Origin of the sequence: Nonomuraea aridisoli, assembly GCF_003236395.1 — a bacterium.
In the GTDB taxonomy this organism is placed as follows: domain Bacteria; phylum Actinomycetota; class Actinomycetes; order Streptosporangiales; family Streptosporangiaceae; genus Nonomuraea; species Nonomuraea aridisoli.
This window is the reverse complement of sequence record NZ_POUD01000056.1, coordinates 1-17,565: the sequence shown is the minus strand read 5'-3', so window position 1 is coordinate 17,565 and position 17,565 is coordinate 1. Positions and strand designations below refer to the sequence as shown.

At 70.6% G+C, this 17,565-nt stretch carries 17 protein-coding genes and 2 pseudogenes; 8 read left to right on the top strand and 11 right to left on the bottom strand.

Annotation, left to right across the window (positions count from 1 at the left end; genetic code table 11):
* The first annotated feature begins 14 nt into the window (after positions 1–14).
* From C1J01_RS54110 to C1J01_RS15875, 3 genes are all read left to right on the top strand, one after another.
* Positions 15–167 (top strand): hypothetical protein, encoded by a 153-nt coding sequence (locus C1J01_RS54110; protein ID WP_146615604.1) that lies wholly within the window; start codon positions 15–17, stop codon positions 165–167.
* Positions 168–218: 51 nt separating this feature from the next.
* Positions 219–1,868, top strand: a complete 1,650-nt coding sequence (locus C1J01_RS15880; RefSeq protein WP_111179737.1) for an ABC transporter substrate-binding protein — start codon at positions 219–221, stop codon at positions 1,866–1,868.
* Positions 1,869–2,045: 177 nt separating this feature from the next.
* Positions 2,046–3,215, top strand: a complete 1,170-nt coding sequence (locus C1J01_RS15875; RefSeq protein ID WP_220039934.1) for an ROK family transcriptional regulator — start codon at positions 2,046–2,048, stop codon at positions 3,213–3,215.
* Positions 3,216–3,311: 96 nt separating this feature from the next.
* On the opposite strand, the pseudogene C1J01_RS15870 reads toward C1J01_RS15875, so the two are convergent.
* Positions 3,312–3,943: pseudogene (locus tag C1J01_RS15870) on the bottom strand (DsbA family oxidoreductase).
* Between the two features lie 512 nt (positions 3,944–4,455).
* On the opposite strand from C1J01_RS15870, the gene C1J01_RS15860 reads away from it, so the two are divergent.
* On the top strand, positions 4,456–5,295 hold the full coding sequence (locus C1J01_RS15860; RefSeq protein ID WP_111179734.1) for a helix-turn-helix transcriptional regulator: 840 nt from the start codon (positions 4,456–4,458) through the stop codon (positions 5,293–5,295).
* Here C1J01_RS15860 and C1J01_RS15855 read toward each other — a convergent pair.
* Positions 5,292–5,822 carry a TetR-like C-terminal domain-containing protein gene (locus C1J01_RS15855; protein ID WP_268958689.1) on the bottom strand — a complete coding sequence of 177 codons (531 nt, stop codon included), beginning with the start codon at positions 5,820–5,822 and terminating at the stop codon, positions 5,292–5,294. The genes C1J01_RS15860 and C1J01_RS15855 overlap by 4 nt on opposite strands.
* A gap of 70 nt (positions 5,823–5,892) precedes the next feature.
* A pseudogene (locus C1J01_RS53740) lies at positions 5,893–5,961 on the bottom strand (TetR/AcrR family transcriptional regulator); the annotation flags it as partial.
* A 169-nt stretch (positions 5,962–6,130) separates the two neighbouring features.
* On the opposite strand from C1J01_RS53740, the gene C1J01_RS15845 reads away from it, so the two are divergent.
* The gene (locus tag C1J01_RS15845; protein ID WP_111179732.1) at positions 6,131–7,150 is read left to right on the top strand and encodes a trypsin-like serine peptidase; all 1,020 of its coding nucleotides are present in this window, start codon (positions 6,131–6,133) and stop codon (positions 7,148–7,150) included.
* A 91-nt stretch (positions 7,151–7,241) separates the two neighbouring features.
* Here the strand turns inward: C1J01_RS15845 and C1J01_RS15840 are convergent, their stop codons facing one another.
* The gene (locus C1J01_RS15840) at positions 7,242–8,693 is read right to left on the bottom strand and encodes an MFS transporter (RefSeq protein WP_235854460.1); all 1,452 of its coding nucleotides are present in this window, start codon (positions 8,691–8,693) and stop codon (positions 7,242–7,244) included.
* A gap of 821 nt (positions 8,694–9,514) precedes the next feature.
* Here C1J01_RS15840 and C1J01_RS15835 point away from each other — a divergent pair.
* A complete protein-coding gene (locus C1J01_RS15835) occupies positions 9,515–10,897 on the top strand; it encodes an MFS transporter (RefSeq protein WP_111179730.1) in 1,383 nt (460 codons plus the stop codon).
* 80 nt (positions 10,898–10,977) lie between these two features.
* Here C1J01_RS15835 and C1J01_RS15830 read toward each other — a convergent pair whose 3' ends face one another.
* The 3 genes from C1J01_RS15830 to C1J01_RS15820 are packed head-to-tail and all read right to left on the bottom strand — an operon-like array spanning position 10,978 to position 14,452.
* Positions 10,978–12,732: an acetyl/propionyl/methylcrotonyl-CoA carboxylase subunit alpha gene (locus tag C1J01_RS15830; protein ID WP_111179757.1), complete on the bottom strand. Its 1,755-nt coding sequence runs from the start codon at positions 12,730–12,732 to the stop codon at positions 10,978–10,980.
* Positions 12,733–12,734: 2 nt separating this feature from the next.
* Positions 12,735–12,917, bottom strand: a complete 183-nt coding sequence (locus C1J01_RS15825) for an acyl-CoA carboxylase subunit epsilon (protein WP_111179729.1) — start codon at positions 12,915–12,917, stop codon at positions 12,735–12,737.
* A complete protein-coding gene (locus C1J01_RS15820) occupies positions 12,914–14,452 on the bottom strand; it encodes an acyl-CoA carboxylase subunit beta (RefSeq protein ID WP_111179756.1) in 1,539 nt (512 codons plus the stop codon). The genes C1J01_RS15825 and C1J01_RS15820 overlap by 4 nt, the downstream gene beginning before the upstream one ends.
* 88 nt (positions 14,453–14,540) lie before the next feature.
* Between C1J01_RS15820 and C1J01_RS15815 the strand changes: the two genes are divergently transcribed.
* Both C1J01_RS15815 and C1J01_RS15810 read left to right on the top strand, forming a co-directional pair.
* A complete protein-coding gene (locus C1J01_RS15815; protein ID WP_111179728.1) occupies positions 14,541–15,227 on the top strand; it encodes a TetR family transcriptional regulator in 687 nt (228 codons plus the stop codon).
* 31 nt (positions 15,228–15,258) lie between these two features.
* Entirely contained in the window at positions 15,259–15,669 is a 411-nt protein-coding gene (locus C1J01_RS15810) for a hypothetical protein (protein WP_111179727.1), read from the top strand.
* 65 nt (positions 15,670–15,734) lie between these two features.
* Here the strand turns inward: C1J01_RS15810 and C1J01_RS15805 are convergent, their stop codons facing one another.
* The 4 genes from C1J01_RS15805 to C1J01_RS15790 form a co-directional block, all read right to left on the bottom strand.
* On the bottom strand, positions 15,735–16,202 hold the full coding sequence (locus C1J01_RS15805) for a GNAT family N-acetyltransferase (protein WP_220039933.1): 468 nt from the start codon (positions 16,200–16,202) through the stop codon (positions 15,735–15,737).
* A gap of 73 nt (positions 16,203–16,275) precedes the next feature.
* Entirely contained in the window at positions 16,276–16,602 is a 327-nt protein-coding gene (locus C1J01_RS15800; protein ID WP_111179726.1) for a DUF1048 domain-containing protein, read from the bottom strand.
* 1 nt (position 16,603) lies between these two features.
* Positions 16,604–16,960 carry a DUF1048 domain-containing protein gene (locus C1J01_RS15795; RefSeq protein WP_111179725.1) on the bottom strand — a complete coding sequence of 119 codons (357 nt, stop codon included), beginning with the start codon at positions 16,958–16,960 and terminating at the stop codon, positions 16,604–16,606.
* Positions 16,957–17,283, bottom strand: a complete 327-nt coding sequence (locus C1J01_RS15790; RefSeq protein ID WP_111179724.1) for a PadR family transcriptional regulator — start codon at positions 17,281–17,283, stop codon at positions 16,957–16,959. Before C1J01_RS15790 ends, C1J01_RS15795 begins: the two co-directional genes overlap by 4 nt.
* Positions 17,284–17,565: the final 282 nt, after the last annotated feature.

The window sequence follows — 17,565 nt, the reverse complement described above, 5'->3', positions numbered from 1 at the left end:
TGTACACCGACGCCATGCGCGCGATCGAGGCGCTGCGCGCGCTGGACCCCGTCGCCCCCGGACGCGTCGGCGTCGTCGGCGCGAGCCAGGGGATGGCATCGGCATCGCGATCGCCGGCCTCGTCCAGGCGCCCGGGCCCGCGGAGCTCGACCAGGCCGCGCAGATGAGCGACCGCATCCGCTGCTCCCTCCTCGCCGAGCACTTCGCGATACGGCCGCGTGAGGCACGGGCGCACGCTCGACACGCTGCCGTACGTCGACCTCGGCGACCACGCACGGCGCGCGCTCTCCCCGGCCCTGTCCAGCACCGGACTCGTCGACCGCATCACCCCGCCCGAGACCGTGCTGTCGGCCTGCAACACGTACACCGGGCCGAAGCAACTCGTGTCGTGGCCCTTCAACGGCCACGGGACCGACGGCGAGCCCGACGAGGAGAACGGCCTCGTCTTCACCGCCGAGCGCACGGCGGCCACTACACCCACCGCCCCAACCCCCGGACCGTCTGGAACCCAGAGTGAGGAACCAATGAGAGTACAGCGAATCGCAGCCGCGGTCGTGGTCGCAGGCTTCGCCGCCGCGGCACTGACCGCCTGCTCGAACAGCACGTCCGAGGGCGACTCGGCCGGCAGGACGACCGTGAGCTGGTGGACGTGGGACGAGCGGCAGGCCGCCTCGTACAAAAAGTGCCTGCCGGGGTTCGAGAAGGAGAACCCCGGCATCACCGTCAAGATCTCCCAGTACGCCGTGGACGACTACTTCACGAAGCTCACCGCGGGCTTCGTGTCCGGAGCCGCGCCCGACGCCTTCCAGAACAGCGTGCCGCTCCTGGGAGCGTACGCCGGGCAGGGCCAGATCATGGCGCTGGACGACCTCATCAAGAAGACCGACTATGACCTATCGATCTTCGACGTGGGCGTCGACTCGTGGAAGTACACGGACGGCAAGCAGTACGGCATCCCGCTGGACTGGGCGGGTGCGGCCATCTACTTCAACGAGGACAAGGTCAAGGAGGCCGGCTTCACCGACGACGACATCCGGACCATGACCTGGAACCCGGACGACGGCGGCACGTTCGACAAGATCGTCGCACACCTGACGGTCGACGAGAACGGCAAGCGCGGCGACGAGGCCGGATTCGACAAGAACAACGTGGCCACATACGGCATCGCAAGCCTCGCCTCGGGCGACTTCAACGGCCAGACGTCGTGGAATTCGTTCGTCTCGACGCTCGGGTGGCGCCTGGGGAACACGGCGGCGTGGCCGACGAAGCTCGCGTACGACGACCCCGACTTCATCAAGACGCTCGACTACATCCGCGGCCTCGGTGACCGTGGGCTCATGCCCAAGTTCGGCCAGTTCACGGTGTCCGGCGCGGAACAGATGGGGTCCGGTTCGGTCGCGATGGTCCAGGGCGGCACGTGGGATGCCACGTCCATCACGAAGATCCCGGGCGTGACCGTCAGAGTCGCACCGACCGTAGAGGGTCCGAAGGGCCGGTCGGTGATCAGCAACTCCAACGCCAACAACATCTTCGTGGGCACCAAGCACGTCGACGAGACGTGGAAGTGGGTCACCTACATGGGCTCGGAGGCCTGCCAGTCGGTCGCCGGGGCGGACGCCACGTTCCTGCCCTCGATCGGCGCCTCGCTGCAGGTGACGGTGGATGCGCAGAAGAAGGAGGGCCTCGACATCTCCTCCTTCGTGGACGCCCTGAACAGCGGCGAGCTGTGGCCCGCCCCGCCGACGGCCAACGGCCAGGAGATCACGGACACGATCCAGCCGCTGTTCGAGGCGTACTTCTCCGGTGAGCGCGACAACGACGTCTTCCCGGAAATGGCGCAGAAGTCGGAGGCCATTCTCGCGAAGTAGTCCTGGGGGTCGGGATGGAGCCGTCATCGGCGCTTCCGCCCCGACCCTGACTACCGTGAGCAGGAAGCGCTGATGACACTCACCCAGAACACCGGCGCCGACATGGAGCGCATCGGCGGCAGGCATAATGACGCATCTGCTGTGCGGCGAGCATCTCCACGTCGAAGAGAAGGGCCAATGATGAACAACGAGGCGAGTTCGCGCGTATCGCTACTGCGCTCCTCTTCGGATGCCGCAACGCGCGTATTCGCCACGATTCTGACTCGCAGCCCCATCAGCCGCGCCGATGTCGCGCGATTCACGGGTCTGTCGCAGGCGGCCGTGACGAAAGCGGTCACTCCGCTCGTTGCGGCGGGCCTGATCGATGACACGCTCGACTCGCGTCGCCATGGCCTGCCCGGGCGACCGGCCAGTCCCGTCGCAGTCGTGCCTGATGCGCTCATCGCGATCGGCATCAAGGTGAACCCGGACGAGCTGGTCGGTGTCGCCTGCGACCTCACCACCCGGGTCATCGCCTCGCAGCAGCCGTCGCTGTCGTCGAATGAGCCGGCCGCTGTCATCGATGCGATCGTCGACCTGGTTCGCTCGCTGGAGGATGAGCTCGACGGTCTCGGGAACCGGCTGGCCTCCATCGGTGTCTCGGTCTCTGGAGATGTCGACACGAGCACGGGTGTCGTACGCGAATCCACCCACATGGGCTGGACCGACGTCCACCTCGGGACGGAACTCGCCTCACGCCTCGGGCAACTCGTGGTAGTCGAGAACGACGTGCGCGCACTCACGATCGGCGAGCACTGGTTCGGTGTCGGACTCGGTACCGCGTCGTTCGCCATGGTCACGATCGGACGCGGCATCGGCTCCGGCCTGCACCTGAACGGAGAGGTCGTCGAGGGCGCCTACGGAGTCGCCGGTGAGATCGGCCATCTGCCCTTGACCTCTCCCGACAAGATCTGCGCGTGCGGACGACGTGGCTGTGTCGAGGCGGTGGCCGCAACCGCCGCGATCGTCGCGACCGTATCCGCCGCGCACGGCCGCCCGCTCACGGTCGAGGATGTCGTCGCGCTCGCCCATGCCGGGGATCCGGCGGCCACCGCCGCGTTCAACGAGGCTGCCACCGTGATCGGCACGGCGATCGCCAGCCTCGTCAACCTTGTTGGTCCGGAAGTCGTCATCATCGGTGGAGAAGCGGTCTCCAACTTCGACCTGTTCGAGGAGCGTCTGCTCGCGGCGTTCGCTGAGCACGCGTTCGGCACGGCCGGGCGGTGCCGCATGATCGTAAGGCCCCACACCTTTGAGGACTGGGCACGCGGTGCCGCGGCCACCGCGATCCGCTCACTGGTCGCGTGACTCGCTCGGCGTCCGTCGCCGATCCTGTTCGGCTCTCCGATCGCCTCTTGTAGGAGGCCCGTTCGCGACCCATCAGCTGCCCAGCGGAACGGCGGCTTACCGGCCGGCGGCTTTTTGATGCGTGGTGCGGAGGGTGTCGGTGCTGGTCACGCCGACGACCAGCTCGCCGTTGTCGAAGACGAATCGCGGCACGGTGGTGACGCCCTCCCGGCGTGCTGCGGCCACTTGCTCACGCACTTCGGTGCTGCCCTCCTCGGAGCCGAGAAGGTGCCGCGCCCGGTCGCCGTCCAAGCCGGCCCGCTCGGCCGGTTCGGTGAGTCGGGTGTGGTCGGCGATGTTCACGCCGTCGCGGAAGTACGCGTCGAAGAGGGCGGTGGCCAGCGCGGCCTGCGCCTCGGCGCCGTACTCGCGCAGGGCGAGCCACAGCAGCCGGTGCGCGGTGAAGGTGTTGACCGCCGGCGCACGGTCGAATCGGAACTCGATCCCTTCGCCGGCCCCCACCCGTGTCACCTCCGCGAGCATCGGCTCCGCTTGTTCCGGGCCGAACATCTCGGCCGCCATGTCCCTCCGCGGCCGGGGCTCCTCGGGCGCGCCGGGAAGAGCTGGTACGGGCGGTGGATGAGTTCGACGTCCGGTTCCGCACCGGCCGCCGCCACCGCGCGGTGGAACTGATGCGTGCCGAGGCGGCACCACGGGCACGCGATATCGGTGTATACCTCTACTTTCATCCTGGGTCCTTTCTCATGGGGGATGGCGGGTGCGTCGGGGACGCGGCTGGTTTGGTCATGGACTCGGTGTGGTGGACCCGTGGATCCAGTCGGCGCGGGCCGGGGGCCGGCGCCCGCGTGGGAATCCCTCAGGTGCAGACGAAGTCGGCGTACGGGTTGATCGCGACTTGGCCATGTACGTCGGCGACTTTGATCTCGTTGTTCGGCGGCGCGGGCGCCGCCGTAGACCCCGTGGCCGACGATCCCGGCCGGCGCGGCGGGAATGGTGCTGTCGTACTTGAGGGTCGACGAATTCGAGGCCGGCCTTCCCCGTCTTGACGGCCTTGACGGCAGGGTGCCGGCCGGCGGTCTCGGCGACCCACCGGGCCACGTCCTCCACACGGCGCCCGAGGCGGGTGCTGGCCAAAATGATCAGGCTGACGTTAGCGTCCCGGCACTGGGGGCGTCCGGGCCAGGCTGCGGTTTCCCCAGCCCTGGCAGGGCCAGGCTTCCGCTGAGTACCATCGCGGGTGATGGCGAAGACAGAGCTCGGCGCGTTCTTACGCGCGCGCAGGGAGGCGGTCCCGCCGGCTTCGGTCGGGCTCCCGGCCGGGAACCGGCGCCGCACACCCGGGCTGCGCCGGGCCGAGCTGGCCACGCTCGCCGGTGTCAGCGTGGATTACCTCACCCGGCTGGAGCAGGGGCGCGACCGCAGCCCGTCCCCCCAGGTGCTCGCCGCGCTCGCGGAGACGCTGGGTCTGTCCCGTGACGAGCGGATCCACCTGCACCGGCTGGCGAAGGCGACCGGCGGCGGCGTGTGCGAAGGAGCCGTCATGGCACGGGCCCGGACCGTGCGCCCGACCGTGCAGGCGCTGCTGGACCGGCTCGAGCCCGCGCCGGCGCTGGTCGTCAATCAGCCCGGCGACCTGCTCGCGTGGACGGCCGGGTTCGGGCGGCTCGCCGGGCCGACCGGGCTGCTGGAGGCCGAGCCGCCCAACCTGGTCCGGTACGCGTTCACCGACCCGCGGGCGCACGACGCCCACCCGGACTGGGACGCGGTCGCCGGCGAGCGGGCCGCCGCGCTGCGGGCCGCGGCTGCGCTCGGCGACCCGCACGCGGCGCGGCTCGGCGAGGAGCTGATGATCATCGCCGGCGACCGCTTCCGCGACCGGTTCGAGGGCTCGGCCGCACTGCCCGCGCGCACCGGCGTCGAGCGGTGGGCGCATCCGGAGGTCGGCAAGCTGCGGCTGGCGTACGAGAGTCTGGAGCTGCCCGACCCCGACGAGCAGCGGCTGGTCGTCTACCTCCCCGCCGACGAGGCCAGCGCCGCCGCCCTCGACCGCCTCACCGACCACCACCCCGCCGCCTCCTAGCAGGCCGGCGCAGTGGCGGTGTCCTCCGCTGCGGGACGCCGCCGCATCCCGCCCACGGCTGACCTCGGCCCGGCGCTGCCAGTCGCGCCGGGACGACGAGGTGCGGATGCGTCGACCGTTCGCCGGCGCGCCCGTGAGGAGGTCGGTGTCAGGGAGTTGGGCCGGCGGCTCGGTAGCCGACGGCGAACAACGAAGTCCACCGTCTCCTCGACGAACTTGGTCTTGTGTTCCAGGAGGGTGGGGATCCGGCTGGTCGGCGTCGAGAGGAAGTGGTTGGTGAGGATGCCGGCGAGTGCGTCCAGGACGAGTGCGGGGGACGTGCCGCCCGGGAGCTCGCCCCGCTCGATGGCGGCGAGCACGATGGCGCGGCCCCGCCTGATGCGCTCGCGCTGGAACTCCTCCAGCGCCTGCCCGAACAGCTCCGGATAGACCCTGGCCTCGACCTGGGCCCTGAGGTAGACCAGTCCCCGGGGCTCCAGGTAGCTGTCGAGGATGTCGGTGGCCATGTCGAGCAGGTTCTTCCGCAGAGGACCCGTACGGCTGGGCGGCAGGCTCTTCGCCAGCCAGCCAGCCGGTCAGGGCGTCGGCGATCAGTTGGTCCTTGCTCTCCCAGCGGTTGTACGTGGCGGCCTTGCCCACGCGCGCCCGGCGGGCCACGGCGTCCATGGTGAACTCGGTCGGGTGCCCACAGCACCGCGATCCGGATGATTCGATCGTACGTTCTAAAAACAGTGGACCGAAGCAAGATCGCGGAATAGCATGATCACTGTTTCGGCGTTGGCCCCGAAGGTGCCATCGCCTGCCCGAACTCGCGGGAAGACACGGGGAGAACGAAATGAAGCGCATGTTAAGCGTGCTCGCCATCGGCGTGCTGGCCTCCGGTTTCCTGGCCGCTCCGGCCTCGGCCGCCGCCGTGGCGACGGACCCGCTGGCCGCCACCACGGCCGCCGCTCAGGAGGTCGCCGCTTATTGGCTCGCGGACGGCGGCGTCAACCTGCGGAACGCCACTCCGTACGACGTCCAGACCTCGATCATCGGTGAGGTCCACCCCACCTCCGGCACGCCGGACGACACCAAGCCGGGCTCCATCGCGCCACTGCCGGGCGCGGGCGGCAAGACGCCGACCGCCGCCGGCAAGGTGTTCTTCGTCACCGCCGACGGGCAGCCACACTGGTGCACGGGCACCGCCGTCCAGTCGCAGTACCGCAACCTGGTCGCCACCGCGGGACACTGCGTGCACGACCTCGCGAGAAGCACCACGCTGGACAGGTGGGTGTTCGTCCCCGGCTACTCCGACGGCACGATGCCCTCCGGGCTCTACGTCGGGCACCGGGCCTTCACCCACTACGACTTCGGCGTCTACCGGGACTTCGATCGGGACTACGCCTTCGCCACCGTCTACAACGGCGTCGTCGCCACCCCCGAGGGCGGGCTGAGCGATGCCGGGAGGCTCGGTGACCAGGTCAACGCCTTGGGCTTGGCCTGGAGCCAGTCGCTCGGCGGCTCGGTCGACGTCTTCGGTTACCCGGCCGGCGCCCACCCCGACGGCAAGCGGCCGTACACCGGTGATGTCCTCGAGTCGTCCCGTGGCAAGACGGCCCCCGTGGCGGTCCCGAGCCTGGCGGCCGAAGAGCTCGTCGCCGTCGGCTCTCCGTTCACCGGCGAAGGCGCCCTCGGATCGTCGTGGATTCTGCGCTACCAGGACGGTATGGGTTACCTGAGCGGCATCACCATCAGCGTCGCCGACACCGATGGCGACCAGCGCTATGACACCAGCCTCTCGCCGTACTTCGACGGCGAAACGGCGGCGATCTACAAGATGGCGGCGGCGTCGTGGAGCGGCCGCCTCGTGTGACCACCCGGGCGAAGACCACGGTCCGAAAGGACGAGCGCGCCGCGTCGACGCCGTCAGGACGGGCGGGAGACGTTCCTCTTCTCCTCGCCCGTCACCGCGACAGATCGCGAACGGCCTCGGTCCGGTCGCCGGGACGGAGGCGGGCGGGCTTCGGGCGACGACGACCCGGCAGGACAGCGGCGATGATCATGGCGGCCGTCGCCGAGGCGGCCGTGATGATCAGCGCCAGCTGGAGCCCGTTCTGGGACGGCAGCGCGGAGGCGCCCCGCTGGACGGTCGCGGCGGCGAGGACGGCACTGATCACCGCGCTGGCCGTGGACGTGCCGATGGCGCGCATGAGGGCGTTGATGCCGTTGGCCGCGGCAGTCTCCGAGGTGGGCACCGCGCCCATGATGGAGGCGGGCATGGCGGCGTAGCCGAGACCGGCTCCGGAGGAGACGATCGTCGCGGCCAGGACGACGTGCCAGATCTCGTCCATCAGGAACAGCGCGCTGCCGTAGCCGGCGAGCATGAGCAGAGCGCCGATCATGAGGGTCACCTTGGGCCCGTAGGCGCCGGTGATGCGGGCCGACACGGGCGAAAGGACGATCATCAGCGCGCCGCCCACGGCCATGCAGAGCCCCGCCTCGAACAGGGACAGCCCCAGCCCGTAGCCGGTGTCCGCCGGGGCCTGCAGCACCAGCGGGAACACCAGGCTCATCCCGAACATGGAGAACCCGAACGCGATGGACGTCAGGTTCGTGATCAGCACCTGGGATCGGGCGGTCGTCCGCAGGTCGACGAGCGGATCGGCGATCCTCAGCTGGACGAAGCCCCAGACGAGGAGGATCACCGCCGAGGCGGCGAACAGGCCGAGGGTGAGCGGGCTCGTCCAGCCCCAGCCGCTGCCCTTGCTGATGGGCAGCAGGAAGCACACCAGGCCGGCCGACAACCCGGCCGCGCCGAGGATGTCGAACCGTCCCCCGGCCCGCACCCGCGAGTCCGGCACGACGGTGAGGGTCAGGGCCAGGCCGACCACGCCCATGCCGGCCGACACCAGGAAGAGCATGTGCCAGTCGGCGTACTGAGCGACCAGGGCGCCCAGCGGGAGGCCGGCCGCGCCGCCGGCGCCCATGGTGGCGCTCATCAGCGCCATGGCCGAGCCGAGCCGTTCGGCCGGCAGCAGGTCGCGCATGATGCTGATGCCCAGCGGGATGACGCCGACGGCGCAGCCCTGCAGCGCCCGGCCCAGCACCACGAGCGGCAGCGAGCTGGAGACGACGCAGATCGCCGACCCGGCGACCATCAGCGACAGACTGATCAGGATCATGCGGCGCTTGCCGTACATGTCGCCGAGCCGCCCGCTGACCGGCGTGAACACCGCTGAGGACAGCAGCGTGGCGGTGATGGCCCAGGACGCGTCCTCGGCCGGAGCGGACAACAACCGGGGCAGCTCGGGGATGATCGGCACCATCAGGGTGAACATCACGGCGACGACCATGCCGCAGAAGGCCAGTGCGCCGATGGCGATGTTCGATCGTCTGGGGGATAAGGGCGACGCCACCGCACTCCGTTCTGTGGAAGGTGATCGGCCGGGGCGACGTGCAGCCCTGATCATTATGACTCGGTCGTGTCCGACCGTGTCGGCCATGGTGGTCCGGAACAGGCTGGTCCTCCCCCTCCTCTCCGATGTTCACCGAGAACTCGCCGCGGGGGAATACCCATGAGGCGAAGGGGCCGGGACGGAGGCGCACTCCCCGCCCGCGAGGCCGGGAATACTGCCCCACTCCAACCAGCCAAAAGACGGTCTGTAAACCGGCGAGCACGGGCCCGCCGCACCCTTGACACCGGTCGGAGCACCGACTTAGCTTCTATTTACAGACTCATTGCGTCCAAATAAATCCCCAGCTCAACCCCGGCATCCAGCCGACGTCCGACACCGGCCGCGGCCCTCCGGGGCGGCCGCCGCACGCCGGCAGGTCTGGAGGAAGCGCATGCCCCGTCACCCCCCGCGCGGCGCACCCGCATCACCCCATGGAGCCTCCGGCGAAGGGCTCCTGATTCACGGCCCGACCTGATCGGGCGGCGGGCCACGGCCAGTCGAACACGTCGGCTCCGCCCTCACGCCCGCCACGGCCCCGGGGACGCGTCCCGGCCCCCCTCTGATCACCGTCACGCAGGGCGCCGCTTCGCCGCGCCCTCCACCCGCCATGCCCGGATCAGCCGCACGGAAGGCACGCGCGGCCGGGCCGGCGTGCCCCCGTTCTCCTCGCCATGCTCCGGGCCGCCGCCGCGGAGCCGATCAGCCCTACCCCGACGTCACTCATGCCGTCCGGCCACCGCCGGGCGCGCAGTCGGCCACGGATGTTCAAGGAGCCCCCCACCATGGTCAGCGAGCGTGTCCCACCGCAGAGCGAACCGGCAACATCGAGCACCGAGGGGGCGGCCGGACCTCCGGCGCCGTCCAAGGTCATGGCCTGGGCCATCACGCTCATGCTGCTCGCCTCCACCCTCGTCGCCTATCTGGACAAGGCCATCCTGGGGCTGGTCGCCCAGGACGTGATGGCCGACCTCGGGCTGACGGCCGCCCAGTTCGGCACCATCAGCACCGCCGCCAGCCTGCTCGGCCCGCTCGTGGCGCTGCTCTTCGCGGCCGTGGCCGACCGGCTGCCGCTCAAGGGCACGCTCTTCACGCTCGTCCTGGTGTGGTCGCTGCTGCAGCTGCCCATCTTCTTCGCCGCCTCGGCCGGTCTGCTCATGGTGACCCGGCTCATGCTCGGCGCGGCGGACGCTCCCGCCAACTCGGTGATGCACTCGATGGCGTACTCGTGGTGGCCGAACGAGCGCCGCGGACTGCCCGCCGCACTGCTCACCACGGGGGCGTCGTTCGGCAAGCTGATCTTCGCCCCGGTCATCGTCCTGGTCATCGCCGCGTTCGGCTGGCAGTCCGGCTTCCTCAGCGTGGCGATCATGGGCTTCATCTGGTGCCTCGGCTGGGCCTTCATCGGCAGAACCGGCCCGTACTCCGACCAGGTGACCCCGGCCGCCAAGAGCCCCGAGGTCCCCGAGGACCCGACGGCCGGCAAGCGGGCTCCCCTGCGTTCGATCCTGCTGACGGGCACCTTCGTCGGCTACCTGGCGATCTTCGCCTCCGTCGGCATGCTCGTGTCGATCGTCATGACCTGGCTTCCGTCGTACTTCGAGGCCGGGCTCGGCTTCTCGGCCGTGACGGCCGGGTCGTTGTTCGGGGTGCCGAGCATCACCTCGGTCATCTTCCTGTTCGCCTACGGCGCGTTGGGTGACAAGGCGCTCAAGAACGGCGCGCCGGCGCGCGTCGTCCGCACCCTCATCGGCGGCGGGCTGGCGGCCGCGGGCGGCCTCTGCCTGATGACCCTGCCTCTCGCCTCCGGGGTGGCCGTCCCCATGGCGCTGCTGATGCTCGGCTACGGCTTGGCCACCAGCACGTACGCGGTCGCCAACCCGGCGCTGGCGCAGATCGCGCCGCCGGCGCAGCGCACGAGCGTCCTGTCGATCGGTCTGGCGATCAGCGGCCTGCTGGGGGTGTCGGGGCCGGTCATCGCGGGCGTGGTCCTGGACACCGCCGAGGCGTCGGGCGCTCCGGCCGCCGACGGCTACACCAGCGTGTTCATGCTGGCGGGCGTCATCGTGCTCATCGGCGGCGCGCTCTTCGCCCTGCTGGCGAACCCGGAGCGGGACGCCCTGAAGGTGGAGGCGGCCCGCGCCGCCCTGGCGGCCGGCAAGTCCTGACGGCTCCCGTAGAGCCGTAACCGCTCATCCAGGCTCCGGATGTGGTGACACCACGTCCGGAGCCCTTCCGGTGTCGGCGGTCAGGCCGAATCCTTGATCTCGCAGATCACCGCGCCGGCCGCCACCGTGGCGCCCGTCTCGGCGGACATGCCGACCACGGTGCCGTCCTTGTGGGCGGTGAGCGGCTGCTCCATCTTCATCGCCTCCAGCACGACGACGGTGTCGCCGGTCTTCACGTGGTCGCCGTCCGCGGCCACGACCTTGACGATCGTGCCCTGCATGGGACTGACCAGGGCGTCGCCTCCCGCCGCGGGAGCCGCCCCGGCCCGCCGCGGCGCGCTGCGCGCAACGGGCCTCCGCGCGCCGGCGGCGGGCGCGCCCCCGGCGAGCCCGGCGGGCAGGACGACCTCCAGGCGCTTGCCCGCCACCTCCACCGTGACCCGCTCCCGCGGGCCCTGCTCCTCGGCCGCGACCGGCCCCGCGTACGGCGTGATCCGGTTGTCGAACTCGGTCTCGATCCAGCGCGTGTGCACGGTGAACGGCTCGGCGGTGAAGGCCGGGTCGGTCACGACGGCCCGGTGGAACGGCAGCGCGGTCGGCATGCCGTCGATCTCGAACTCGGCCAGCGCCCGCCGGGCACGTTGCAGCGCCTGCGCGCGGGTGGCGCCGGTGACGATCAGCTTGGCGACCAGCGAGTCGAAGGCTCCCGGAACGGTCTCGCCCTGTTCGTAACCGCTGTCGAGGCGGACCCCGGGCCCCGAGGGCGCGCGCCACCCGGTGATGGTGCCGGGAGCGGGCAGGAAGCCCCGGCCGGGGTCCTCGGCGTTGATCCGGAACTCGATGGAGTGCCCGCGAGACGGCGGGTCGTCGTAGCCGAGCCGCTCCCCCGCCGCGACGCGGAACATCTCCCGCACCAGGTCGATGCCCGTGACCTCCTCGCTGACCGGGTGCTCGACCTGCAGGCGCGTGTTGACCTCCAGGAACGAGATCGTGCCGTCCTGCCCGACCAGGAACTCGCACGTCCCCGCCCCGACGTACCCGGCCTCCCGCAGGATGGCCTTGGAGCTGTCGCGCAGCAGCGCCTCCTGCTCGGGCGTGAGGAACGGCGCCGGCGCCTCCTCGACGAGCTTCTGGTGGCGGCGCTGGAGCGAGCAGTCGCGGGTGGACACCACGACCACGTCGCCGTACGCGTCGGCCAGGCACTGGGTCTCCACGTGGCGCGGCCGGTCGAGGTAACGCTCCACGAAGCACTCGCCCCGCCCGAAGGCGGCCACGGCCTCGCGTACGGCGCTCTCGTACAGGTCGGGGATCTCCTCCAGGGTGCGGGCCACCTTCAGCCCGCGCCCGCCGCCGCCGTAGGCCGCCTTGATCGCGATCGGCAGCCCGTGCTCCTCCGCGAACGCCACCACCTCCCCCACCCCTGACACGGGGTCCGGGGTGCCGGCGACCAGGGGGGCGCCCACCTTCTGGGCGATGTGCCGGGCCTGGACCTTGTCCCCGAGCGCGGTGATCGCCGAAGGCGGCGGCCCGATCCAGACGAGCCCGGTGTCGATGACGGCCTGGGCGAAGGCGGCGTTCTCGGCCAGGAACCCGTAGCCGGGGTGCACCGCGTCGGCGCCGGACCGCTCCGCCACCTCGATGATCTTCTCGATCGCCAGGTACGTCTCCCCCGGCGTCGCCCCGCCCAGCGCGTACGCCTCGTCCGCCAGGCGTGCGTGCAGGGCGTCGCGGTCGGGGTCGGCGTAGACGGCCACGCAGCCGACGCCGGCGTCCCGGCAGGCCCGGATGACGCGGACGGCGATCTCACCGCGGTTGGCGACCAGCACCTTGCGCAGGCTCACAGGTGTCCTCCAAGATTCCATCTCGACTCCCGCCAGCCGCGGGGGCCTCTGACCAGCGGACGGCGCAACGTCCGCCGGACGCGGCCGGGCCGCGGCGCGGGTTGCGCCCGTACCGTGAGAAAGGCGATGACGAGGGCGGCGAGCTCCTCCGGCGACGGGTCGCCCTTGGTCACGTTCACAGCGGGATGTTCCCGTGCTTCTTCGGCGGCAGGGCGTCGCGCTTGCCGCGCAGCAGGCGCAGCGCCCGGGTGACCTCGCGGCGGGTCTCGCTCGGCCGGATCACCGCGTCCACGTAGCCGCGCTCGGCCGCCAGGTACGGCGTGGCCAGGGTGTCCTCGTACTCGCGGACCAGCTCGGCCCGCAGCGCGTCCGGGTCGTCGGCGGCGGCCAGGCGCCTGCGGTGCAGGATGTTGACGGCGCCCTGGGCGCCCATGACCGCGATCTGCGCGGTGGACCAGGCCAGGTTGACGTCCGCGCCCAGGTGCTTGGAGCCCATCACGTCGTACGCGCCGCCGTAGGCCTTGCGGGTGATGACGGTGACGAGCGGGACGGTGGCCTCGCCGTAGGCGTACAGGAGTTTGGCGCCGCGCCGGATGATGCCGTTCCACTCCTGGTCGGTGCCGGGCAGGAAGCCGGGCACGTCCACCAGCGTGAGCACCGGGATGCTGAAGGCATCGCAGGTGCGGACGAACCGGGCGGCCTTCTCGGAGGCGTCGATGTCGAGCGTCCCGGCCAGGCGCATCGGCTGGTTGGCGACCACGCCGACCGGGCGGCCCTCGACCCGGCCGAAGCCGACCACGATGTTCGGCGCGAACAGCGCCTGCACCTCGAGGAAGTCGCCGTCGTCCAGCAGCGCGGCGATCACCTCGTGCATGTCGTACGGCTGGTTCGGCGAGTCCGGCACCAGCGCGTCCAGCGCCAGGTCCTCGGCCGAGAGCGACAGGTCCGCCTCGAACTCCGGGTGCGCCGGCTCGTCGAGGTTGTTGTCCGGCAGGTACGCCAGCAGCGCCCGCGTGTAGTCGAGCGCGTCGTCCTCGTCGCTCGCCAGGTAGTGGGCCACGCCGCTGCGGCTGTTGTGCACCCGGCCGCCGCCGAGGTCCTCGAACGTGACGTCCTCGCCGGTGACCGTCCTGATCACGTCGGGGCCCGTCACGAACATGTGGGACCTTTCGTCCACCATGATCGTGAAGTCGGTGAGCGCCGGCGAGTAGACGTGACCGCCGGCGCAGGCGCCCATGATGAGGGAGATCTGCGGGATCACCCCGGAGGCGCGGATGTTGCGGCGGAAGATCTCGCCGTACAGGCCGAGCGAGACCACGCCCTCCTGGATGCGGGCGCCGGCGCCCTCGTTGATGCCGATGATCGGGCATCCGTTGCGCATGGCGAGGTCCATGACCTTGCAGATCTTCTGCCCGTACACCTCGCCCAGCGAGCCCCCGGCGACGGTGAAGTCCTGCGAGAACACGCACACCTGGCGGCCGTCCACCGTGCCGTAGCCGGTGACCACGCCGTCGCCGTAGCCGAGCGAGCCCTTGGCCAGGGCGTCCAGCTCGACGAACGAGCCGGGGTCGAGCAGCCGTTCGATGCGTTCGCGGGCAGTAAGCCCGCCCTTGGCGTGTTGCTTGGCCGCCGCGCGGGCCTCTCCCACGTGAACGGCTTCGTCGAGGCGTTCCTTGAGACGGGCCAGACTGCCCGCGGTGCCCTGCGCTGCCATCGTCACCACCGAATAGGACTGAGTTTCAGAGATACGGTACTCAGTATCGTCCGCTGTGAACAGTCCTCGTTTCCTGGAGAATGACCACGTGCCGAAACCGCCCATCAGCCGGCGCCTCGCCGAAGCCGCCGTGACGCTGTTCGACGAGAACGGCTACGACGAGACCACGGTCGACGACATCGCGGCCCGGGCAGGCGTCAGCCGCAGCACGTTCTTCCGCTACTACCGCTCCAAGGAAGACGCGATCTTCCCCGACCACGACGCGCTGCTGGCCAGGATCGACGCCCGGCTGCGCGCCTCCACCGCCGACACCGCGATCGTCGCCATCACCGACGCCGTGCGCATCGTGCTGGCGCACTACGTCGACGACGCCGAGGTGTCGCTGCGCCGCTACCGCCTGGTCCGGCGGGTGCCGGCGCTGCGCGACAGGGAGATCGCCAGCGTGGCGCGCTACCAGCGGTTGTTCCGGGAGTTCGTGGGCGAGTGGCTGGACGACTCCCCCGACGCCGGCCTGCGCGCCGAGCTCATGGCGGCCTCCGTGGTGGCCGCGCACAACCAGGTGCTGCGCGGCTGGTTGCGCGCCGGCGGCACCTATGACCCGTCCGGGCCGCTCGACCACGCCCTCGGCTACGTCATCGCCACCTTCCGCCACCTCGAACAACCCCAGGAGCACGGCGAGCAGGTCATCGTCGCGGCCTTCCCCCGCACGGCCTCCCCCCAGGCCGTCATGGCCGCCATCCGGCGACACCTGGACGCCCGGCCGCCCTCGTCGTAGCAGCCGGCCGACCGCTGAGCCGCGGGCCCTCATGCGCGAGGACATCCTGCAGCGCCCGCCCCGGCGGCGCACCCCCGAAGGACGGGCCGCTGAGGTCCTGCACCGCGCGTTCCGGGCGATGCAGTACAACCGCGGGTTCGCGCACGCGGCGCTCAGCGCGTACCACATCCCGAAGCCGCTGGACGAGCAGCCCGGCGGCGGCTCGCCCCTGATCAGCGATGACGACTTCGTCGCCCTGGCCGACCTCATGGCGCTGGCGGCCTGGGGCCCGGAGCACCGCACCACCCCGGCCGAACACCGCGTGCTGCACATGCTGGAGTCGTTGTGGAGCAGCAGCGTCGTCGCCTGGCTGAACGGCCGGCTGACGCCGGAATACGTCGAGGATCGCCTGAAGTTCGCCGCCAAGCGGCTGCTGCCCGTGGAGGCGGCGGCCGGCAGGTAGACAAGGCCGTACGGTGGTGGGCGCCCCGGTCGCCCACCACCGCGCGCGGGAGAGGCGCCGCGCGTTTACAGAAACGAGTTCTCGTTGTCCTCCTGGGCCGGTGGGCTGACGTAATGGTGCAGGACGGCGGGTTCGCCGGTGGTGTCGCGCCAGGTGGCGCGGGTGGTGGCGGTGCGGCGCCAGCCCGACCGTTCGTAGAGGGCGATGGCGGCCCTGCCCTCGGCGGAGACCTCCAGCCGCACCGGGCCGCGGGCGGCGGAACGCACGGTGCCGAGGAGGCGGGCGGCCAGGCCGCGCCCTCGGGCGGCGGGGGCGACGTACAGGCGGGTGACCTCCATGTCGCGGGTGAGGGCGACATGGCCGAGCACCGCGCCGTCCTCGACCGCGATCCAGGCTCCGATCACGCCGTCCGGGGTGAGCCAGCGGGCGGGGTCGGCCGGCCAGTCCACGGGGTAGCGGTCGGCGGCGTGGACGGCGGCGAGGGCCTCCACACAGGCGTCGAGGTCGGCGGGCGTCCGGGGGTGGATCTCCACGCGGGCAAGCCTAGGGCGCGCGAACGGCATGCTGGTGGCCAAGCCGCCCGCCGGTGCCTTGGGCCGACAGGTGTTACTTCTCAGCCGTGCCGGGCTTCCCGCTGATGGACTCCTGGTAGATCTCCGCGTAGGTGGGCGAGTCCTTGATCAGGTCGTCGCAGAAGGCGGCGACGTCCTCGCCGATGAGTTCGAGGACTCCCTTGCCGGCCGCGACGCCCTCCTCGAAGAAATCGAGGATCCCGGAGAGCAGGGACCCGTCGAGCAGGTCGATCGGTCCGACCTTGAAGAAGTACTTCTGGATCTCCTTGTAGACGATCTGGTAGTCCGGCGGGAGCGCCTTGACCCGCGCCATGTGCGCCCGCCACTGCCTCTTGCCCTCGATGATGTCCTGGATGCCCACGTCAGCCTCCTAGCCGGCCCAATTTCCTTGCGACGTTCCTGTTCAACTGCTCGCGCCACCGATCGCGATAGCTGCGGGCCCCTTCTCCGCCGGCCAGCGCCGCGCAGAAGCCCTCGATGTCGTCACCCAGCACCTCGTGGATGCTCTGCCCGTCGGCCGCCGTCTCCTCGAGCAGCCCCAGAGCGCCGTCGAGAATCGGCATCAGGTTTCGGCCCGTGAAGTCGCCGTAGGCAAAAAGATGACCTTTGATCTCTTCCCACGCCGCCCGATGGTCGGCGGGCAATGCCTGGGCCCGGGCTTCGAACGCCTTCCATTCCCTGGTGAGATCGCTGCCCGTCATGGTCTCCCAGAACTTCATCTCCTGCCCTCCTTGAGCTTGTCGATCCGTGAAGTGATGTACTCCCATTTCGCCCAGAACGTCGCGAGCTCTTTGCGGCCCGCGTCGTTGAGCGCGTAGAACTTGCGCGGCGGGCCCACCCCGGACGGTCGTTTCGTCACCTGGACGAGCCCGTTCCTCTCCAGCCGCAGCAGGATGGTGTAGACCGTCCCCTCGACGACGTCGGCGAAGCCGAGCTCGTTCAGCCGACGCGTGATGGCGTACCCGTAGGTCTCCTCACTGCCGATGATCTCCAGCACGCAGCCCTCGAGCGTGCCCTTCAGCATCTCCGTCAGGTCGTCCATCGCCGGTCCACTTCCGCTCCCCGGTACTCGGTGCTACTTAGTACCGGTACACAGTACCACAGAGTAGTGGGCCCATGCCCGGGAAGCGGCGGCTAGAGGCAACGCCGTTCAGTTATGGCTGGGGTAGCGGCGTCAAGGGCTGGCCGGGATCATGTTGATGCTGATGGTGGCTTTGTAGGTGGTCCGGTCGATGGCGGGTCCGCGGGCGTTGTATTTGGAGATCGCGCGTTTGACGATGCGGTCTTTGGTGCGGACTCGCCGGGCGGGCAGGAGCTGGGCCAG

Coding starts and splice junctions, on each gene's coding strand:
- C1J01_RS54110 (WP_146615604.1), top strand. CDS start 15: ATGCGCGCGATCGAGGCGCTGCGCGCGCTGGACCCCGTCGCCCCCGGA.
- C1J01_RS15875 (WP_220039934.1), top strand. CDS start 2,046: ATGATGAACAACGAGGCGAGTTCGCGCGTATCGCTACTGCGCTCCTCT.
- C1J01_RS15860 (WP_111179734.1), top strand. CDS start 4,456: ATGGCGAAGACAGAGCTCGGCGCGTTCTTACGCGCGCGCAGGGAGGCG.
- C1J01_RS15845 (WP_111179732.1), top strand. CDS start 6,131: ATGAAGCGCATGTTAAGCGTGCTCGCCATCGGCGTGCTGGCCTCCGGT.
- C1J01_RS15835 (WP_111179730.1), top strand. CDS start 9,515: ATGGTCAGCGAGCGTGTCCCACCGCAGAGCGAACCGGCAACATCGAGC.
- C1J01_RS15820 (WP_111179756.1), bottom strand. CDS start 14,452: ATGGCAGCGCAGGGCACCGCGGGCAGTCTGGCCCGTCTCAAGGAACGC.
- C1J01_RS15810 (WP_111179727.1), top strand. CDS start 15,259: ATGCGCGAGGACATCCTGCAGCGCCCGCCCCGGCGGCGCACCCCCGAA.
- C1J01_RS15795 (WP_111179725.1), bottom strand. CDS start 16,960: ATGAAGTTCTGGGAGACCATGACGGGCAGCGATCTCACCAGGGAATGG.
- C1J01_RS15790 (WP_111179724.1), bottom strand. CDS start 17,283: ATGGACGACCTGACGGAGATGCTGAAGGGCACGCTCGAGGGCTGCGTG.